Origin of the sequence: Paenibacillus zeirhizosphaerae (assembly GCF_030705605.1) — a bacterium.
GTDB lineage: Bacteria > Bacillota > Bacilli > Paenibacillales > Paenibacillaceae > Paenibacillus > Paenibacillus zeirhizosphaerae.
In genome coordinates this window covers 1-17,515 of sequence record NZ_JAPCKK010000015.1, presented here as the reverse complement: position 1 = coordinate 17,515, position 17,515 = coordinate 1, and the positions used below count along the sequence as shown (strand labels likewise).

Sequence of the window (17,515 nt, the reverse complement as noted above, 5' to 3'; positions counted from 1 at the left end):
AAATTCGGGGGCACTAGCTATTGGACCAAGATTATTTACATGCTGATTATGAAGCTTTCATAATAGCGGTTCCCATTGCGATGATCAAACTTTCTGGCCGCTGCCATGGCCATTTCTCCAAATCGTTCCGCCAACCGTGCAGCGTCCCTTGATTCCTCGACATCGGCGAAGGTTGCCGGCAGTCTGACCTCACAGCTCACCGTCTCAGACGCCAGACGCTTAAACAAGGAGGAGGCATATGCGTTGAACATCATCTGGTCATGCGGATTTTCATGATCCATGGCGAGCGGAACATGCAGTTCAAACAGCTCTAATCCCTTAATAGGATCCGTTTCCGTAAAATAGGCTATATGCTCGCTGACCTGCCGAATGAAATCCCGGTTGCCCTTAATGAGCCTATATCCCTGCCTCTGGTACATAGCCGCTTCTTTCAGACGGCCTGACCGGTACAACGGGAGTAAAACCTGCGGGTATGTCATATGAGGAACTTCGGCACAGCTCATCCACCCTGAAAGAATCGGCTCAGCCGTTTGAATCGCGCGCTCATCGTTCCCTGCCAAGACATAGTATTCAACAAACTGATTCTGCTCGCACGCCACACAGTCGCTCATTTCATCACGGTCCATACCTTTAATGTTCTCCAATAAACGCCCAGCTTCCTCAAGCTCCCCATACTGGATGGCCAAGGTCATCCGGTAATAATCGTATGTACGGTCATTAAAACCTTGCTCGCGGTAGCGCTGCTTCATGTCCTCCAGAAGACCATCGATCTGCTTACGGCTGATTTCCGGAAAACAAGCAACGTTATCCATAATCCATTTGTAGGACCACAGTAAATTGAAGCTGTCGTAGCTGTCCGGTTTTTTGTCGAACTGGCCCAACAGCCAGGAGAAATTCACAAGAGCTTTCATCGGATAACCGTTAAAGGTCGCCGCCTCCACCAGCTCAAGCCGCGCTTCAAAGCCCTGTTCAACATTGCCGGAATTGTCTGCTAATTTAATTGCTTTTTCCAACAACGCGATTTTCGCTCTTCCTCCCGGCAGTTCGTAAGCCTCGAGCATTAAATCATCAAAATCCATGTTCATGGTTGATCCTCGTCTCCCCTGTGTGTATCAGCCGCCAGACCAGCCTGGATTAATCTTAAAACCCCCTGATTCATCACGTCCATCTCTTGCTTGTTCAGAGGATATTGCCCCAGCATCAGTGCGTGTACATACAGCATTTCAACCGTATTCACAAAGATCCTGGAGTTGGCTGGCATGAAGGTGCGGGTGACTACCGGGTTGTCCAGGTTCATGTACAGTGTCGAATATGCCCCTTCAAGCTTGAGGATGGAGCCCAGCGAATTTAACACCGATGACAGCGCATCAGGGCTCACCTCTTCTGCCACTTCCAGGGAACGGAGCTCGGAGGATTCCTTCGATAGGGTAAAAAGGGCTGGAAGCTCTGCAGGCTTAAACCGCTTTAGTTGAATACGGCAGCGGAAACGCCGCAATGCTGCGTCAGCCAAGCGAGTGAGCTCAAAGTACTTCATTCGTTCTTCAGCAGTGATGTCCGTGAACGCCAGCGACACATCCTCGGGAAGAAGACGCTCAGTGCGGATTTCCGGGTTAATGGCAGGCAGACTCTCCATAAGCTCCGCATCATAAATATAACCTCCGTTTACGACCAATAACGACTGTGCCGATGCCACGTGCGTAATCTGACGATACTCGTCCAGTGTCAACGTGAAGTAAATATTCTGATTGTCCTCGAGCAACTCACCCAGCTCACGCCGCCCATAAGTGCTTTCAAACGGAAGCCAGCGATGAATCATACGATAAAAATTCTCGTCTGCTACCGCTAGCGCCTTCATGGACAGTGCGTGCAAACGTATCATATGACGCAGCCGGTCCGGGTCATATTCCGCCATTCTTATCAACTCACCGCGGATGGATTCTCCAAGCTCGGCTCGGACCTCCTCAAGCCTGTCATTTTCGTAGAAGTGTTCACGGGATGCCGTTGGCTGCAATTCATCGCTCCAAATTACGCCTTTCACAAAAAAGGCCCAATCCGGCAATATGTTTTCCGCCTTATCAGACACCAGCATTTGCTTTAAATAGACACGGTGCTTCTTCTTCGCATGCAGGTTGACGGCCTGTGGCAGGACATAGGCGATTCCTCCGGTTCTGCCGGATGAGGTCTGCAGTGGAATGAAGTCGCGAAACCGCTCGCCAAGCAGCCTTTCCCCAAATTGGAGCACCTCGTTACGGTACCCACGAGCAAGCTCGGGCTGTGCGATCCATTCCGGACTTGCCGGGTTCACCACTTTTTCAAATTGACCAGTCCGCAGCGTAATTGGATGGGGCAGCAGTGCACCATAATCGTAGATCCATTTTTCCACGTTCTGCGGCTCGTAATAGATCTCGCAATCAGGCTTGCAGCGTAGATATACCTTCGTTCCCGGTGAAAGCTCCGTTGCAAGCTCACGAATGCTGTATGTTCCATCCGGCTTCCCCTTCCATTCGAGCGAAGGACCTCCTTGAGCGGATTGCGTGAGCATGACGATTTCATCGCTGATCATAAAGCAGGAAAGCAACCCTATCCCGAACCTTCCGATAAAAGAAGTCTCCCCCATAATAAGATCCTTTCCTCTCTTCGAGGATTGTCCGATCATGGCAAGAAACTGATGCACTTCCTCCTTGGTCAGTCCGATACCGTTGTCCTCTATCATTAAGGTCGCTCCGCTTCCCGTACCTGCAAGTTCGATATGAACTCTGCCTTTAAAATCAGGCTCCAGCACCTTGCGGGCGGTTACGGCATCAACGGCATTTTGCAGCAGTTCCCTTAAAAATACTTTAGGGCTGCTGTATAAATGATTGGATAAAATGTTGATCATTCCGCTTAAATCCACTTGAAACCGGTAGTTGTCTGGCTGATTCATGTTACTCACTCCAATCCTCAAGTATATTTCCTCTGCTGCTAAATACCTCCAATTAAAAGTATAACGAGACAAATTAACCCGAACAATAGGACCCGTTTAACACAATAAAAGCAGGCCCTCCTGCTTATGAAGCGGCCTGCTTTCGTTTACTTTTTTGCGAAAACATGAAAATAAACCTTCATGATTCATCCTCTAAAACGGCATAGTAAATAATAGCTCATAAGGGAACCGGCAGCACAAGCATAGACATCGGCCCAACGATCCTGTAAATGTCGAAAAATGCGAGAAATATACCGGGATCCAAACAAGGGTGGAGACCACATCGATCAGGGGCATGAGCAGATTTGCACGTGTTAAATATTTGGTGAAAATACTCGAATATTGTCGATATTTTGCATATTTGAATCCTAGGAGGGTATGGCCTTCAGCTCCAAAAGCACAGGACAATGATCGCTTCCCATGATATGACAATCAACCTGAGCAGCCTTTAACAGCAGCTCAAGCCGGGAGGATACGAGAAAATAATCGATCCGCCAGCCGATATTCCGTTCCCTTACCTTGGACATGTACGACCACCAACTATACACTTCTTCACGGTCGGGATAGAAATAGCGGAACGTGTCCATAAATCCGGATTTCAGCAATTTTGTAAACTTGTCTCTCTCTTCCAGGGTAAAGCCGGAATTGCCCCTATTGGACTTCGCATTTTTCAAATCAATCTCCTGGTGGGCAACATTCAAATCACCGCAGACGATCACTGGCTTGTCCTGATCGAGCCGTACAAGATAGTCCCTGAACTGCTCCTCCCATTCCAGCCGAAGCTCCAATCTGGACAAATCGCGGCGTGCATTGGGACTATATACATTAACAAGATAAAAACCGTCATACTCCAGTGTAATCACGCGTCCCTCAGGATCGGAATCCGCTTCCCCCAATCCATACGTGACCATCAGCGGTTTGATTTTCGTGAATACGGCAGTGCCGGAATATCCTTTCTTCAACGCGTAGTTCCAGTACGAATAAACTTCGCTCCCCAAATCAAGACTGATTTGCCCTTCTTGCAGCTTCGTCTCCTGCACGCAAAAAATATCCGCCCCTGAGGCATGAAAATAATCCGTAAAGCCTTTATTTACACAGGCTCTCAATCCGTTCACATTCCAAGATACCAGCTTCATGTTCTATTCTCCTTACCTGTTTCCTGTGAACCAGTGTAGCAAGCAAATTTGAAATATTCAATTTTTCGTAACTTCCCGGGCGTCCGCGGCTCCTTGGTTTGAGCTATATTAATTACAAAAACATGCAGTATACATAAGGAGGGTGTTCTCTTGTCAGGACGTATCTTGCAGTTGCTGCGCATCGTCGGAAATTTTGAAGCGGTGTCGTATCTACTGCTCGTTTTTATTGCAATGCCTCTGAAATATTTGGCGGACAAGCCTGCCATGGTGAGCGTTGTTGGTATGGCGCACGGAATTCTATTCGTCTTATATGTGGTCGCCATTCTGGCAGCGCTGCTGATCCGGAAATTGACGCTCAAGCAGGCCATCATCGGTTTTATCGCTTCGCTGCTGCCTTTCGGCCCTTTCGTATTCGACCGCAAAGTGCTGAACAAAAACAACATTCCTACTCGACCTGCTAATCCAAAAGCGTGAGCTCCTATTCAATTCTGCGTTAAGGGGACCGGGGAAGCTATTCCCCGCTCTCTCAAAACAACATAAAAACGGGCCAAGTCCATTGAATGCGACCCGCCCGTTAAAGCTCATCCATATTCATATACTGCTGCATTGCCCGCAAGAATAGTACCTCCTGTTATTAAATGAGTTCAATATCCCAATAATGAATGCGCTTACAAATTGTTCTAAAGCAAATCGTTCACCAACTGGATCCACCCCCATATCGAGAGATACAACGGGATACTGAGCATTGTTGCCCACAGCAGACCCAACCGAAAATCTCCTTCATGTCTCATGGGATTTCCTCCTCACGATTTATCATTTTTTGATACCGCTTTCTTCATATTATATACCCATCTGTTGAAGTTATCACTCCTTTTTTATTGTTTTGGATATATGCATATCCAAAGGATAACTTTTCGTAGGCAAGCCCGTCCAAAAGAAAAAGCAGACACAAGATGACTTTCATTCCTTGGTCTGCTTTCCCGGATGAAACGAAGGCCTTACAGTTTGTAGAAAGCCTCCAGCTCCCGTACAATTTCAGCTTTATCGTGCTCAACAACCTTCTGATGCTGAGGCAATGTAAAGAGATGCTCAATCTGCGGCGGGAATTGCTGGGTAATACCCACGAGCCGGATCGCTTCATCAAATTTCGCCGGATGCGCCGTCGCAAAGGTCACCGTTACTTCCCCTTCACTAGCTTGTGCCTTGCAAGCCGCAATTCCACAGGCTGTGTGCGGATCGAGGAGATAGTCATAGGTTTTTTTATACTCTTCGATGACCTCCAGACATTGCTCATTGCTGGCTCCGTAGGCGGCAAAATCCTGCTGTACCTTGGCCAAATCCTCCTGGCTGACTGTAATTTTTCCGTTTTGCTGCAAGTCCTGCATATATGCGGATACCTTCGCTGTATCCTCACCCAGGAAGTAGTAAAGGTAACGTTCAAAATTGCTGGCCACCTGGATATCCATCGACGGGCTGTGTGTGCTTTTGAATTCACCCGGCTTATATTCTCCCGTCTTCACAAAGCGTTCCAGAATGTTGTTTTCATTCGTCGCAATGATCAGCTTATTGACCGGAAGCCCCATCCGCTTAGCTAGATAACCGGAGAAAATATTGCCAAAGTTGCCGGATGGCACGCAGAAATTAATTTTCGGAAGCTGGTCTCCTTTGTTGATTTGCAGATATGCATAAAAATAGTATACGGTTTGGGCCAGGATCCGAACAAAGTTAATAGAGTTAATGGCACGCAAATGGTATTTGCCCTTGAAGTCCAGATCCGCGAACAGCTCCTTAATCACCCTTTGGCAGTCGTCAAAGTTGCCTTTGACGGACAGGTTCAGCACATTCTCATCATCAACCGTCGTCATTTGCAGCTCCTGCACCTTGCTCACCTTCTGGTGCGGGTGCAGAATACAGATCTTGATGCCTTCCTTGCCGCGCACTCCCTGAATGGCAGCCGCGCCCGTATCACCGGAGGTTGCTCCGAGAATGTGAATGATCTTGTTCTGTTTCTTCGATATATAGGAATAGAACTCACCCATAAACTGCAGGGCGACATCCTTGAATGCAAAAGTAGGGCCATGGAACAATTCCAGAATGTATAAGGAATCATTCAATTGATGAACAGGTGTTACTTCGGGCGTCCGGAAGCTGGAATAACTTCTGCTGACCAGTTGCCGCAGCTCCTCGATCGGGATTTCATCATTGATATACAATGAGAAAATTTCCAGAAACAGCTCCTCGTAGCTCAGCGTCTTCCATTTCTGCAGTGTTGCCTCCGCAACAACCGGAATTTCAGCCGGAACCATCAGTCCCCCATCGTCGGCCAGACCCATGAGCACTGTATCTATGAAGCCTTTGGCCTCCACACGTCCTCTTGTGCTAATATATTGCATTCTCCATTTCCCCCATTAACGAAAAAATTAAAATCCAGACGTTTTTGTTATTGTTTATATTAACCTGACACGAGGCTGTAACCAAGCATTATTTTTGTTTTCGCAAATTATACCTGCGTGGAAAAGCTGTCCATCCTAATTTCAAGAAGCGCATCCTTTCTTAAAATGATACAATGGCAAGGCTGAATGCCGAGTTAAAATCCATATGAATCCAGATAGGAGAGGTATACATAGAGCCATGAGTCCATCCTCTGCATTAAGAACTTATAATTTTTTGTATTTTGCTCTGCTGGCGATGTTCCTTCCCTTTCTTCCGGTGTATCTGGACGAACAGGGGGTAAACACGACACAGGTTGGTATAATTGTGGGCAGCGGGGGCGTAGTTACCCTCATCTCACAACCCCTGTGGGGAATGATCAGCGACCGTACGAAAACCATTCGTAAAGTGATGCTGCTCCTGATTGTCTGCACCTCTGTCACCGGTTATCTTCTCTATGGCACCGCAAGCTACGGGTTGCTGATTCTGTTTGCCATGCTGGTTTACTTTTTCCTAATGCCGATAGATCCGCTCATTGAAAGCCTCAATTTCCGTGTCGCCGAGTCCACGGGTTCCAGCTACGGCTCTTTCCGTACTTACGGCGCGCTGGGATATGCCGTGATGTCGCTTGCGGCAGGCTACATACTGTCTCTGCTTGGTGCAGATAGTATGGCCTATGTTTTTGCCGGTCTAGGTGCTGTCTGTCTTCTGATTTGTCTGCGTATGCCGGATGCGCCTGTTACAGGCAAGCCGGTAACACTGGACAGTCTCAAAGGCTTTCTCAAAAACAAAAAAACGCTGCTGTTTCTCGTGCTCGTATTCATCAGCTCGGTTCCTGCACGCCTGAATGATACTTTTCTCGGCGTATACATCCGTGAGCTGGGCGGCAGCGCCGAGTTGATCGGATTGGCTTGGTTTCTGGCCGCAGGCAGCGAGATCGCCGTATTCGCCCTCAGCTTCTGGTGGCTTCGTAAGGGCAAGGAGCTGATCATCGTGACCATTGCCGGTGCTTTTTATTTTATACGCTTCTTTCTGACCGCCTGGATCACTGATCCTCATTGGCTTGCCTACTTGCAGATTCTGCAGATCGCGACGTTCCCGGTATTCTACTCCGCCGCCATTCAGTACATTTACAGCATCGTACCCGAAGAGTGGCGCGCAACCGGGCAAACCGTGCTGGCTCTTCTGTTCTTTGGCATATCAGGCATTGTCGCCTCCTATGCTGGCGGTGCACTCTATGATGCCTTTGGAGGCAGGGTAATGTACTTATCCGTATCTATCATGTCCTTGGCAGGCGTAGTCTTCGGATTGGTTCTATGGCGTGTATATGGCAGCAGGCACAAAAACAGTGTACACACTTCCTGACAGGTGGACGGACGGCGGGCAAATGGACGGTTCGCATTAAGCTGACAGGGGCCAGAGGCCGGGTCTCCCTGCCCGCGCTGATCATCCGTTATGGCATTCTCTATTGGATCATGGCGGAATCTGCCTTGGGCTTCCGGTATTATCCCTTCGAGTCTCCAATCTGTCCTTCATCATGGCCGCTTTTGTGGTATTCATAGCTATAATGATGTTCATCGTGCATATCATGACTCGTATTCTGAAAAAAGACCCGCTCCTGTGCTACGAGAAGCTGAGCAGAACCTCCCATGTCATCACCTGGCCGGACAAACACCGGGACAATAAAAGCCTGCAGACTACACCGATGTAGTTTGCAGGCTTTTTGCCATTACCGCTATGTCCTTCTTGGCATTCTGGATGAGCGCCACATCAGGAACAACAGATAAGGAGCCCCTAGCAGAGCGGTTACAATGCCAGCCGGCAGTTCCTTGGGCACAATGACGATTCTGCCGAGCAGATCTGCGCCAGCCAGCAGCACGCCGCCAATGAGGGCGGCGAGCACCATGTTCTGCCGGTGATTCGTACCTGTAAGCAGACGCGCAGCATGAGGGGCAAGCAAGCCGATAAAACCGACCGCGCCTACGTTGGAGGCCGCGATGGAAGCCAGCAGCACGGCAATCACGGCAGTATACAGCCGGGTATTGCGGACATTCAGGCCGACTCCAGCCGCACTTTCGTCACCGAATGCAAGCAGGTCGACTCTGCGGCCAAACCACCAGGCTAGCGGAAGCAGCAGGATCAGGGCAGGCGTGATCTGCAGCACCTCCGCCCAGCCGCGGCCGTAAGTGCTTCCGGCCATCCACATCAAGGCGGGAGCTACGGCCAGCTTGGCATGAATAATCATGAGATTGATCAACGCTGAGCCTGCGGCGGCTACGGCAATCCCGACAAGCGTCAAAATAGTCGGGTTCAGCCCCCTTCTCCAAGAGGCTGCATAGACTAGCGCTGCGGCGGCAAGACCACCGATCATGGCTCCCGCCGGCACCCAACTGATAGACAACTGCGGCAGCAGGATCATCAGGAAGAGAGCGCCCGCTCCCGCGCCGCTCGTGACGCCCACAATCTGCGGGTCACCAAGTGGATTGCGGACAGCGCTTTGCAGCAGGCTACCGCTAACCGCCAGCGCCACCCCTGACATTCCTGCCGTAAGCAGACGCGGCAGACGGAATTCCATCAATATCTGCCTGTACATGTCCTCCCCCCCGCCCGAAAATACCGCAAGTATCTCCGTAAACGGAATGGGGAGCGTTCCAATCATCAGACTGAGCGTCCATACGGCAAGAAGCAAGAAGCTGAACAGGATAACCCACAAACGGTAAGATCCAAATCTGAGCCTACCGCCTGCAGCCATCGAGGTTGTCATCCCTCCTTCGACCCTGCGGGAGACACGCAGGGCAAGCCAGATCAGCCAGGGCCCGCCGATCATAGCGGTAATCGCGCCTGCCGGCAGCTCGCCATACGAATTGACGAACAGGCGGGCAAGTGTATCGGAGCCTGTCAGAATGGCCGCCCCCCATACCGCGGCAAGCGGCACAAGACCCGCATGTTTGGTAACCCCCGTCAAACGAACCAAATGAGGTGCCATCAGGCCGATAAAGCCGATAGGCCCCACGACACTGACGGTAACACAGGCCAGCAAAACAGCCGCCGCCATGGCAGCGGCTCTCGCCAGACCTACACGCTGACCCAGCGAACGCGCGGTCTCTTCTGAAAGCATCAACATATCCAACTGACGGGCAAAAAACAAAGCGGCGACCAGTCCCGCAACAATCCAGGGCCAGGCGAAAACCACACCTTTCCAGTCATTCTGAACTAGCGAGCCTGAGCCCCACAGAAATATACCCTGGGTGGTCTGCTCATTCAGCAGCACCAGCGCGCTTGTGATGGAGGAAAGGACAAGCGTCACAATCATCCCTGACAACGCAATACGCAGCGGCGTGCCTTTAGATCCGCCTGCCAACCCATGCACGGCCAATGCGGCCAACGCCCCCCCGATAACAGCAAAGAGAAGGGAATAACGTCCCTGCATGACCGGCCAGAAGATCATCCCGGATACAACCGCAAGATAAGCACCCGCATTGACGCCGAGGGTTGTTCCAGAAGCAAGCGGATTGCGGGTGACCGTCTGCATTAACACGCCGGCTACAGCAAGCGCCGCACCGGACAGCAACCCCATCACGGTCCGCGGCAGACGCACACTCCGGATGAGATGATGATCAGGCAAATCCTGCGGAGCCGTAATGGCTTGAATGACGGTGGCCAGTGAAATGTCCGCCAGACCTTGGGTGAGGCTGATAAACGAAATAACGAGCATGGCGGCAAGACCCGCTACCAGCATCCCGATGGTTCGCATGCCTGTCCCGGCGCGGGCGGCTTGTTCCGGCTGCAAGGGTGTGAGATTTCTATTGAAGATGCCCATGGTTACTTGGTCAGCAGGTCGGCAGCTTTCTCAGCCATAACCTTGGCCGACAACGGGCCTCCGTACGGCCAGGTATCACCGCCCAGGGCATAAACACGGTTTTCTTTTACAAAATTCAGCCCGTTCCAGACCGGGTTATCCTTCAACTGATTCTCAATGACATTGTCATCATCCTGGATGATATGAATGAAATTGGCATCCTGCAGCGCAGGCAGCGCTTCAACGTCTGTGGTCGTAAATCCGTAAAGCTCAAACTGTTTCGGTTGGTACGCATTCTTTAGACCGATACGCTCCAATGTTTTGACAGCGAGGGCATTATCCGTTGATAAACGGAACGTTACAGCGTTCTGGTTGGTAAAGGCCATGGCAAGAACAAACGGCTTCTGATCTGCACCGGCTTCCGTGATCTGCTTCTTGGCCGTTTCATACGTTTGCTGCAGATCATCCAGCACAGCCTGTGCTTCAGTATTCTTGTCCAGCACATCGGCAATGGTCAGGAACGTCTTTTCCATGTCTTCATACTGGTCACCCTGTCCTTCTTCCGGGTAAGGATTGAACAGCAATGTAGGCGCAATTGCTTTTAAAGCGTCGTAGTTTGCCTCATGCAAGGATTTCAGGCCCAGAATCAAATCCGGCTTCAGGGAAGCGATTAATTCCATATTGGGAGCGCTGCGGTCGCCGATATCCGTAACATCCCCGCCGATTTCCAGCGGAACGTTAACCCACTTTTTCATGCCTTCGATATCGGTAATGCCCACCGGCTGCATGCCGAGCGCCAATACATCCTCTGCAGCAGTCCAATCCAGCACAACCACGCGCTCAGGCACACCAGTCACCGAGATTTCTCCCATAGCGTCCTTGAAGGTCCTCGTTTCCTGAGCCTGAGAGGTGCCGTTCGACCCTTCTGCAGCGTTCCCTCCTCCTTCAGTGGCTGTGTTCTGAGCGCCGCAAGCAGATAGAATGACAGCAAACAATAGAATGATCAAAAAAGCAGAAGATTTTACAATATGCAATGAAACTTCCCCCTTAAGATATATGTAAGTAAGATACTATTGTAATTAAATGATAAAGATTATCATTATCACATATCCGCTTTATGATAATCGTTCTCACTAAGGGTGTCAATTCATTTTTGCTATTTTATAATAGAAGAATTTATGAAATGAAAACAGGCTTCTGACAGCCGTTAAGCCAGCAGAAGCCCGATTTCTACGTTCTCAGGATGTTGTGTGCAGCATGCTTTTCACTTGAGCGTCACGGTACACACTCAACAATGAACCTTCCAGGTCAGCGGCGAACAGCATAGCTCGATCGGCTTTCAGGTTAAAACTGTACAGCACTCCGCTTTCCTCATCCTTCACCTCGATTTCACTCTCCTCTGCGGTCTCGGATATGAAGATATACAGGCTGCCCTCTCGGAAACGCAGTCTTGTACCGTATAAGCCCGGATGATCTCCGCCCTTCACCCACGTCAAAGCAGGCTTGGCCACATCTGCTTCCTGTAAAGCCGTCTCATAGAGAGATTTCAGCACGTCCGTCCGTTCATTCAATTCCAGCGGAACCGGACACCACATGATTTTGCCCTTGCCATGACCGAAAGTCTGTACCTCGCATCCCTTGCGTACTCCGTTTTCCTGTGCCGGAACCTCCTTATTGAGCTCACCGATTTTCTTGCCGCTGAAGGAAGCGATATACCGGTAGCCGTTGATGAACACGGTCTCTTCCCTTGCAACATTAGCCAGCTTCTGTGATCCGGCGATGGTTTCCGCTCTTGACGTAGGCTTCCAGTACTCATCCAGTCCAAGCGGACCGGTGAACAGCAATGTGCCTCCTTCCTGTTCGATATGCCCCAGCAATGTATCCAAGGCATCATCACTGAAGTTATGGGCACTCGGCACAATAATCAGCTTAGGCTGTTCCGTCGCTAGCGAAGCCAAATGGTACTCACTCAATGCGCGTATCGGCTGTCTGAGCTCATATCCCATCACCCTCGTGAGCCGGGCGGTCGCCTCACAGGCAAAACGGCGGCTGGAGAAATCATTGGAATAAGGGAAAACGACGGCAACATCCTCAAGTCTCCGTTCCTCAAACAAACCCGCAATGCTCTGCATAAAAGCGCCAAAGTCATAGGATACATCCGCCTCCGGTTTTTGCGTACCATCCGCACGCAGCGCCCCGATGTTCGATTCGCACACATTGTCCATGTAGTAGTTGGTGTTCCACAGCCAATGAATGGCCCCCGCCCCTCCTGAGGCGAAAGCATAGGCGTATTTGCGTTCCAGCAAATTGCGCAGCTCTTCTTCCGTACGCTTGGCCCGATTATCCGGCTGCTCCACATACATAATTCCCGTTTCCTGTACCAGCAGCGGCTTGTCCGGGCTTTTGCCAAAAATACCGTCCCACAGCAGACTGTCATTCAGCCACCAGGTGTGCACGTTGGTGTAGTCTACACTTTCCGCATAAAACAGCGGCGACGGACGCGGCCCTCTGCCAAGCGCTTCGTCCTGGCCAACCGTAACGAGGTGCCGGGGCTGAATCGAACGGATCGTGGCGCGCAGCTCTTCCGCCCAGCGGTTGTGCATGTCCATGCCGAACAGCGTATAGTCGAGCCAGCGCGTGTTTTTCTTCAGTTTCTTGACATCCTCAATATCAAAAGCGATGTCCGTCTGCTCCGGCAAAGTGACAGCATCGAAGTCAGGCAGCTCCGTGCTGGTCATATTCCAGCGGTCCTGCAGCGCCTCAATCGATCCGTGCCTTTGCTGCAGCCACTTGACATATTCGGCCTTCTCGAAGGCATCACCAAGCGTACGCGGACCCGTGAAAATACGCATAGGATCAAACAAAGAAGGTTCGTTGATCAGATCCCACTGCACATTGACTGTATCCTTATGCCTGGAGACGACAGAGGCGATAAACCTCTTCTGCGCCTGCACACTTCTCGGGTCCAAATACGGATTAAGTCCTTCCCATGCGGCCGGGGCAAAAGCGAAAAACGTAAAGGTAACCTCTAGCTCGTGTTTGGCGGCGGTAAGAATAAATGCGTCAATCGCACGCAAAATTTCCTCCGAGGCGTGCCCATCTTCGAACATCAGATGGCGCCAGGCGCTCCACAGCCCCGTACGAATCCAGTTGATGCCTGCCTCCTTCATCGTCTGCATATCCCGATCCCAAAGGGCGGCGTTCGGCAGATGCACAAATTTTCTGCCGACATCTGAGGTCATGTAAGTCATGCCAACCACAGGGAATGGCTTGTCCGCCTTTTTGAAGTAATCGCGCTCTGCACTCAAGAAGTCCCCCTGCTCCAGCAGTTCCTTATCATATCCCCAATAGCCCTGCCGCAGTGTTCTGCGCTCGCCGGACTCGGAAATAGCCGTACAGGTGATTTGATATAAGCCTGGGGTTACATCCACAGGAATGTTGAAGGTGGCGTACTGTATTTCTTCTGTCGCTTGTATTTCCAGCGTTTTATGCCACAAAGGCTCGTTGTCGCCCTGTCGGGTTACAAAAAGCTCCATGCTCCATTGGGTACTACTGGATTTGCTTAGGCCAGACGCTGGCACCGGGGTGATTTTTTGGATTTGCAGCGTCATATGCGCCCGTTCCGCTTCATAATATACCGCATAGCTTGGCTTCAGCCAGATTTCGGTCACTCCTGCGGAGCAATAAGCCGCCCATTCCTGCAGTGCTTTCAGTCCCTCTTCTGTCCAGAAGCCCTCTTGCAGCTGTTGATTCACAAATAGCCAGCGTCCCCCGGCGTAATGTCCACGCACATATTCCAGCAGCACAACAGGCGCGGAGACTTCTCTTCCTTCTGCCGAAACTCCGCACAGCAGCGGCGTAATGCGTGCATTCATCGGACCTGAGGAGCCTGTTGCCTGCTGGAGCTGGTCCCTTTCCCGGGTTACATGCAGAATCAAACCGTAGGTCGGTTCGACCGAAAACAGATGCTCTCTTCCCTCCAGAAGAGGAAGATCCGGATTATGGCGGAAGGATGCCGCACGGCTGCCGTCCACGGCTAACGCCTCATGAATACCCAGCTCCTGATGATAGGCTGTCTGCTCGCCTTTGATGCTCCACGCCCCTTGCTCCAGAGAGACCGGTTGTTTGAACGGAGCGCCGCCTATACAGATCAGCCCCCCGCCATTGAGCAGAAAGGATTTAATCTCAGGCCATGCCTGCTTCGGGAAATAAGAGCCGTGCAAGTGAATCAGGCAGTCTGCCGAGCCACTTTGCAGCGCGGCGGGAAGCCCCTCTGCATCAACCAATGTATACGTATTCCGCAGTTCCTCGAACAGCTCCCCCTCCGGTCTGGCTCCTTCGTAAGGAAAAGACGGGTCATAAAAGACAATCGCATTTTCGGTCATGTTTTACATCTCCCAAGTTTGAAAGTTTGTTATATATTCAATTTCGCAGATTCTAACTATTTCCTTCCCCCTCGGTAAATTTTATTGCATAATTAGGTTAACAACATATAAAACGCTTTCAAACCTTACATTTGATGTGATTACGGAAAAGATAAAGATTGGAGGCAGGGACATCATGAGCAGAATTCCTAAGCTGCCGAAATTCAATTCAGGCAGAATGAACTGGAATGATTTCAAATCCAAGCTGTTGCTGAGGTATACCTTGTCTTATATTCTTATTTTTCTGATTCCGCTCACTGGTGTGACGGTACTCGTCTACAATAGCGCAATTACCAGCCTGCGCTCTGAAATCGAGCAGTCTAACGTCAATCAGCTAAATCAGGTGCGTTTGACCATTGACAGTCGTATGGCGGAGCTACAGGATATTGCCGGACGCATCGCCTATGACGAGCATCTGACCCCTTACATGGTGCGCCACCCTTATTATAGCCGCGAAGCCATCAATGCTCTGGCCAATTACAGAGCCAACAGTCAAATCCTTGACGATCTGTTCCTTTATTTTCGCGGCGACCCTGTCATTTATTCCTCTGCCGGTCATACGAATCTCGAAGTTGTTTTTAACCAGAAGTACCAGTTCAGCAAGTGGAGCCCGGAAGATCTGCGCAATGACCTGAACGAAGTGACTCATCCGCTTATGCGCCCTGCTGAACGGGTCAGCGTGAATTCACGGCAGGAATCGATCCTCTCGCTCCTTATTCCGATCAAACCGAATGACCCCTATCCTTATGCCACCGTCATGTATCTGATGGAGGAATCCAAGCTTACGGGTGTGATGGATTCCATTCTGAATAACTTTTCCGGGAACAGCTATATTTTCAATGAAAAAGGACGGGTTTTGACGTCCAACAATCACGGGGGAGCTATCCCTGAAGACGAATTAGATAAGCTCGTCGCATTGGGTCCCGGCATTCACAGTCTGACGCTGAATGAGGAACAGCAATCCGTTGTGGCCGTGCAATCCGAGGAAAATGGCTGGACCTACATGACCACCATGCCAAGCAGCCAGTTTTTCAGCCGGATCGTTCATGTGCAGACTCTGATTCTGATCGTATTCGCCGCCGTAGCGCTGACGGGAGTCACCGCCGCCATTATGCTTGCAAGACGGCAGTATCACCCCATTCAGGACCTGCTTGAATTTGCAAGAGTGAAAACCGGCACCAAATCCCTCGATACGGTTAGATCCGGCGGGGAGTGGGAATGGATTCGCCAAACCATTCATGACTACAGCGTGCGCATTGATATTCAGGAGCCCTATGTGCGCAACCACTTCCTGCTGACCCTGCTCAAGCACAGAAATCCGAGTGCCGAAGGACTGGATACCATTATCCGCTCCATGGGACTGCAGTTCCCGCAGACGAAGAGCAGCTATTTTGTCATGCTGCTCACCTGGGACGAATTCCCGGCAGCCTCCAAGTCGGGACTGGACCGTAGAATGATTTACAAGCTGTACAGCGACCTGGAGCTTCCGGAATTGAAAGCCCATGTGTATGGCATTGAATTTTCACCTGCCGATCCCTTCGCGCTGATCGTCAGCATTGCGGAAGATGAAGGAACCTCGCTGCACGAAAGAATCCAGAATACCGCCGATTCGATGCGGGCAAGGGTAGTTGAATCCTTCTCCCTTCATCCGTCCATCGGGGTGGGAACACCGTATGATTCTCTGGGTGAAATAAACCAGTCGTTTATTGAAGCGGCCACCGCTCTGGAATTCCGTATGCTCGGAGGCCAGGGAAGCATTACGTTCTTTGAAAACCTGACCAGTTCGTCACCCGAAGCTTTCTGGGTTTCCAAAAAATCGCTGCTCAAGCTGGAGCAGAGCCTTAAACAAGGAAACGAATCCGTCGCCGTGCAGATGATCAATTCCATCATCGCGGACATCCGCAATCAGCCGGTATCGGCGGCGCTGCTGCGCTGCATCTGCTTTGACCTGCTGAATTCCCTGCTCAAAATCGCATCCGAGTCCGGCATGACCAGTGTCATCCGCGATATTCCCAGGTTCACCTCCTTCGAAACGCTTGAAGAACTGGAAAGCACCCTGGAAATGCTGGCGATGCAGATTTGCGCCCAGATCGAACGCAAGGCGGAACAGCAGCAAAGCTCGCTGGTGGACGATATTGTCAGCTATGTCGACCGGCAGTTCGCCGATTACACGCTGAGTCTGGAGCAGCTGGCATTAAAGTATTCCATATCCACTTCCTATTTGAGCCGCTGCTTTAAAGAAAAAACAGGCTCCACCTTTTCGCAGTACATTTGGCATTTGCGCATGAATGAAGTGATCCGGCTGCTGCTCACTACCAATGATCCTCTAAAGGACATTATCGAGCGGGTCGGCTACCTGGACACTCCGAATTTCATCCGCAAGTTCAAGAAAGAAACCGGCTGCACGCCGGGCCAATACCGGAAGCTGTATGCTGACACACAACCGGGCACGAATTTGAATACGGATCACACCGTCCCAGGCTCCGTGCATTTAGGTACAAAATAGGGGAATCGATGACATCGAGCGTCTCAAAAGGTTCACTGACTCAAGGGAACCTCTTTGCATTTGGGGTACTCCTTTCGTGCGCTGTGAGGCGCTCCGAGAACGAAGCATTCCTACAATCGCTGTTGACCCTTCGGCTAGAGTAAAGGGCAGGGATTCCTGCCCCTCCTCATCAAACCGTACGTGAGGTTTTCCCTCATACGGCTTTCCGATGCTCGTCATTCATGGGCATGCAGATTACAAAAGCGTTCTAAGTCCATG

11 protein-coding genes are annotated in these 17,515 nt (G+C 50.8%); 4 read left to right on the top strand and 7 right to left on the bottom strand.

Features of this window, described 5'->3' with window-relative positions:
- Window positions 1–35 precede the first annotated feature (35 nt).
- The 3 genes from OIN60_RS09680 to OIN60_RS09670 all read right to left on the bottom strand — a co-directional run bounded on the left by OIN60_RS09680 (window position 36) and on the right by OIN60_RS09670 (window position 4,098).
- On the bottom strand, window positions 36–1,085 hold the full coding sequence (locus tag OIN60_RS09680) for a hypothetical protein (protein ID WP_305754671.1): 1,050 nt from the start codon (window positions 1,083–1,085) through the stop codon (window positions 36–38).
- Window positions 1,082–2,923, bottom strand: a complete 1,842-nt coding sequence (locus OIN60_RS09675; RefSeq protein ID WP_305754670.1) for an HSP90 family protein — start codon at window positions 2,921–2,923, stop codon at window positions 1,082–1,084. The genes OIN60_RS09680 and OIN60_RS09675 overlap by 4 nt, the downstream gene beginning before the upstream one ends.
- A 407-nt stretch (window positions 2,924–3,330) precedes the next feature.
- Window positions 3,331–4,098 (bottom strand): exodeoxyribonuclease III, encoded by a 768-nt coding sequence (locus OIN60_RS09670; protein WP_305754669.1) that lies wholly within the window; start codon window positions 4,096–4,098, stop codon window positions 3,331–3,333.
- Between the two features lie 150 nt (window positions 4,099–4,248).
- Between OIN60_RS09670 and OIN60_RS09665 the strand changes: the two genes are divergently transcribed.
- A complete protein-coding gene (locus tag OIN60_RS09665) occupies window positions 4,249–4,572 on the top strand; it encodes a DUF3817 domain-containing protein (protein WP_305754668.1) in 324 nt (107 codons plus the stop codon).
- A 524-nt stretch (window positions 4,573–5,096) separates the two neighbouring features.
- Here OIN60_RS09665 and thrC read toward each other — a convergent pair.
- Entirely contained in the window at window positions 5,097–6,491 is a 1,395-nt protein-coding gene (thrC, locus tag OIN60_RS09660; RefSeq protein WP_305754667.1) for a threonine synthase, read from the bottom strand.
- Between the two features lie 238 nt (window positions 6,492–6,729).
- On the opposite strand from thrC, the gene OIN60_RS09655 reads away from it, so the two are divergent.
- Both OIN60_RS09655 and OIN60_RS09650 read left to right on the top strand, forming a co-directional pair.
- Window positions 6,730–7,893 carry an MFS transporter gene (locus tag OIN60_RS09655; RefSeq protein ID WP_305754666.1) on the top strand — a complete coding sequence of 388 codons (1,164 nt, stop codon included), beginning with the start codon at window positions 6,730–6,732 and terminating at the stop codon, window positions 7,891–7,893.
- Window positions 7,894–7,996: 103 nt separating this feature from the next.
- The gene (locus OIN60_RS09650) at window positions 7,997–8,239 is read left to right on the top strand and encodes a hypothetical protein (protein WP_305754665.1); all 243 of its coding nucleotides are present in this window, start codon (window positions 7,997–7,999) and stop codon (window positions 8,237–8,239) included.
- Between the two features lie 24 nt (window positions 8,240–8,263).
- On the opposite strand, the gene fhuB is transcribed toward OIN60_RS09650, so the two are convergent.
- The 3 genes from fhuB to OIN60_RS09635 all read right to left on the bottom strand — a co-directional run bounded on the left by fhuB (window position 8,264) and on the right by OIN60_RS09635 (window position 14,712).
- On the bottom strand, window positions 8,264–10,318 hold the full coding sequence (gene fhuB, locus OIN60_RS09645; RefSeq protein WP_305754664.1) for a Fe(3+)-hydroxamate ABC transporter permease FhuB: 2,055 nt from the start codon (window positions 10,316–10,318) through the stop codon (window positions 8,264–8,266).
- Window positions 10,319–10,350: 32 nt separating this feature from the next.
- Window positions 10,351–11,361: an ABC transporter substrate-binding protein gene (locus tag OIN60_RS09640; RefSeq protein ID WP_305754663.1), complete on the bottom strand. Its 1,011-nt coding sequence runs from the start codon at window positions 11,359–11,361 to the stop codon at window positions 10,351–10,353.
- Between the two features lie 204 nt (window positions 11,362–11,565).
- Window positions 11,566–14,712, bottom strand: coding sequence for an alpha-amylase family protein (locus OIN60_RS09635; RefSeq protein WP_305754662.1), 3,147 nt, complete (start codon window positions 14,710–14,712; stop codon window positions 11,566–11,568).
- A gap of 175 nt (window positions 14,713–14,887) precedes the next feature.
- On the opposite strand from OIN60_RS09635, the gene OIN60_RS09630 reads away from it, so the two are divergent.
- A complete protein-coding gene (locus tag OIN60_RS09630; RefSeq protein ID WP_305754661.1) occupies window positions 14,888–17,257 on the top strand; it encodes a helix-turn-helix domain-containing protein in 2,370 nt (789 codons plus the stop codon).
- The last annotated feature ends 258 nt before the right edge of the window (window positions 17,258–17,515 follow it).

Bases quoted from the DNA above. Each gene is read 5' to 3' on its own strand.
- OIN60_RS09680 (WP_305754671.1), bottom strand. From the start codon at position 1,085: ATGAACATGGATTTTGATGATTTAATGCTCGAGGCTTACGAACTGCCG.
- OIN60_RS09675 (WP_305754670.1), bottom strand. From the start codon at position 2,923: ATGAATCAGCCAGACAACTACCGGTTTCAAGTGGATTTAAGCGGAATG.
- OIN60_RS09670 (WP_305754669.1), bottom strand. From the start codon at position 4,098: ATGAAGCTGGTATCTTGGAATGTGAACGGATTGAGAGCCTGTGTAAAT.
- thrC (WP_305754667.1), bottom strand. From the start codon at position 6,491: ATGCAATATATTAGCACAAGAGGACGTGTGGAGGCCAAAGGCTTCATA.
- OIN60_RS09655 (WP_305754666.1), top strand. From the start codon at position 6,730: ATGAGTCCATCCTCTGCATTAAGAACTTATAATTTTTTGTATTTTGCT.
- OIN60_RS09635 (WP_305754662.1), bottom strand. From the start codon at position 14,712: ATGACCGAAAATGCGATTGTCTTTTATGACCCGTCTTTTCCTTACGAA.
- OIN60_RS09630 (WP_305754661.1), top strand. From the start codon at position 14,888: ATGAGCAGAATTCCTAAGCTGCCGAAATTCAATTCAGGCAGAATGAAC.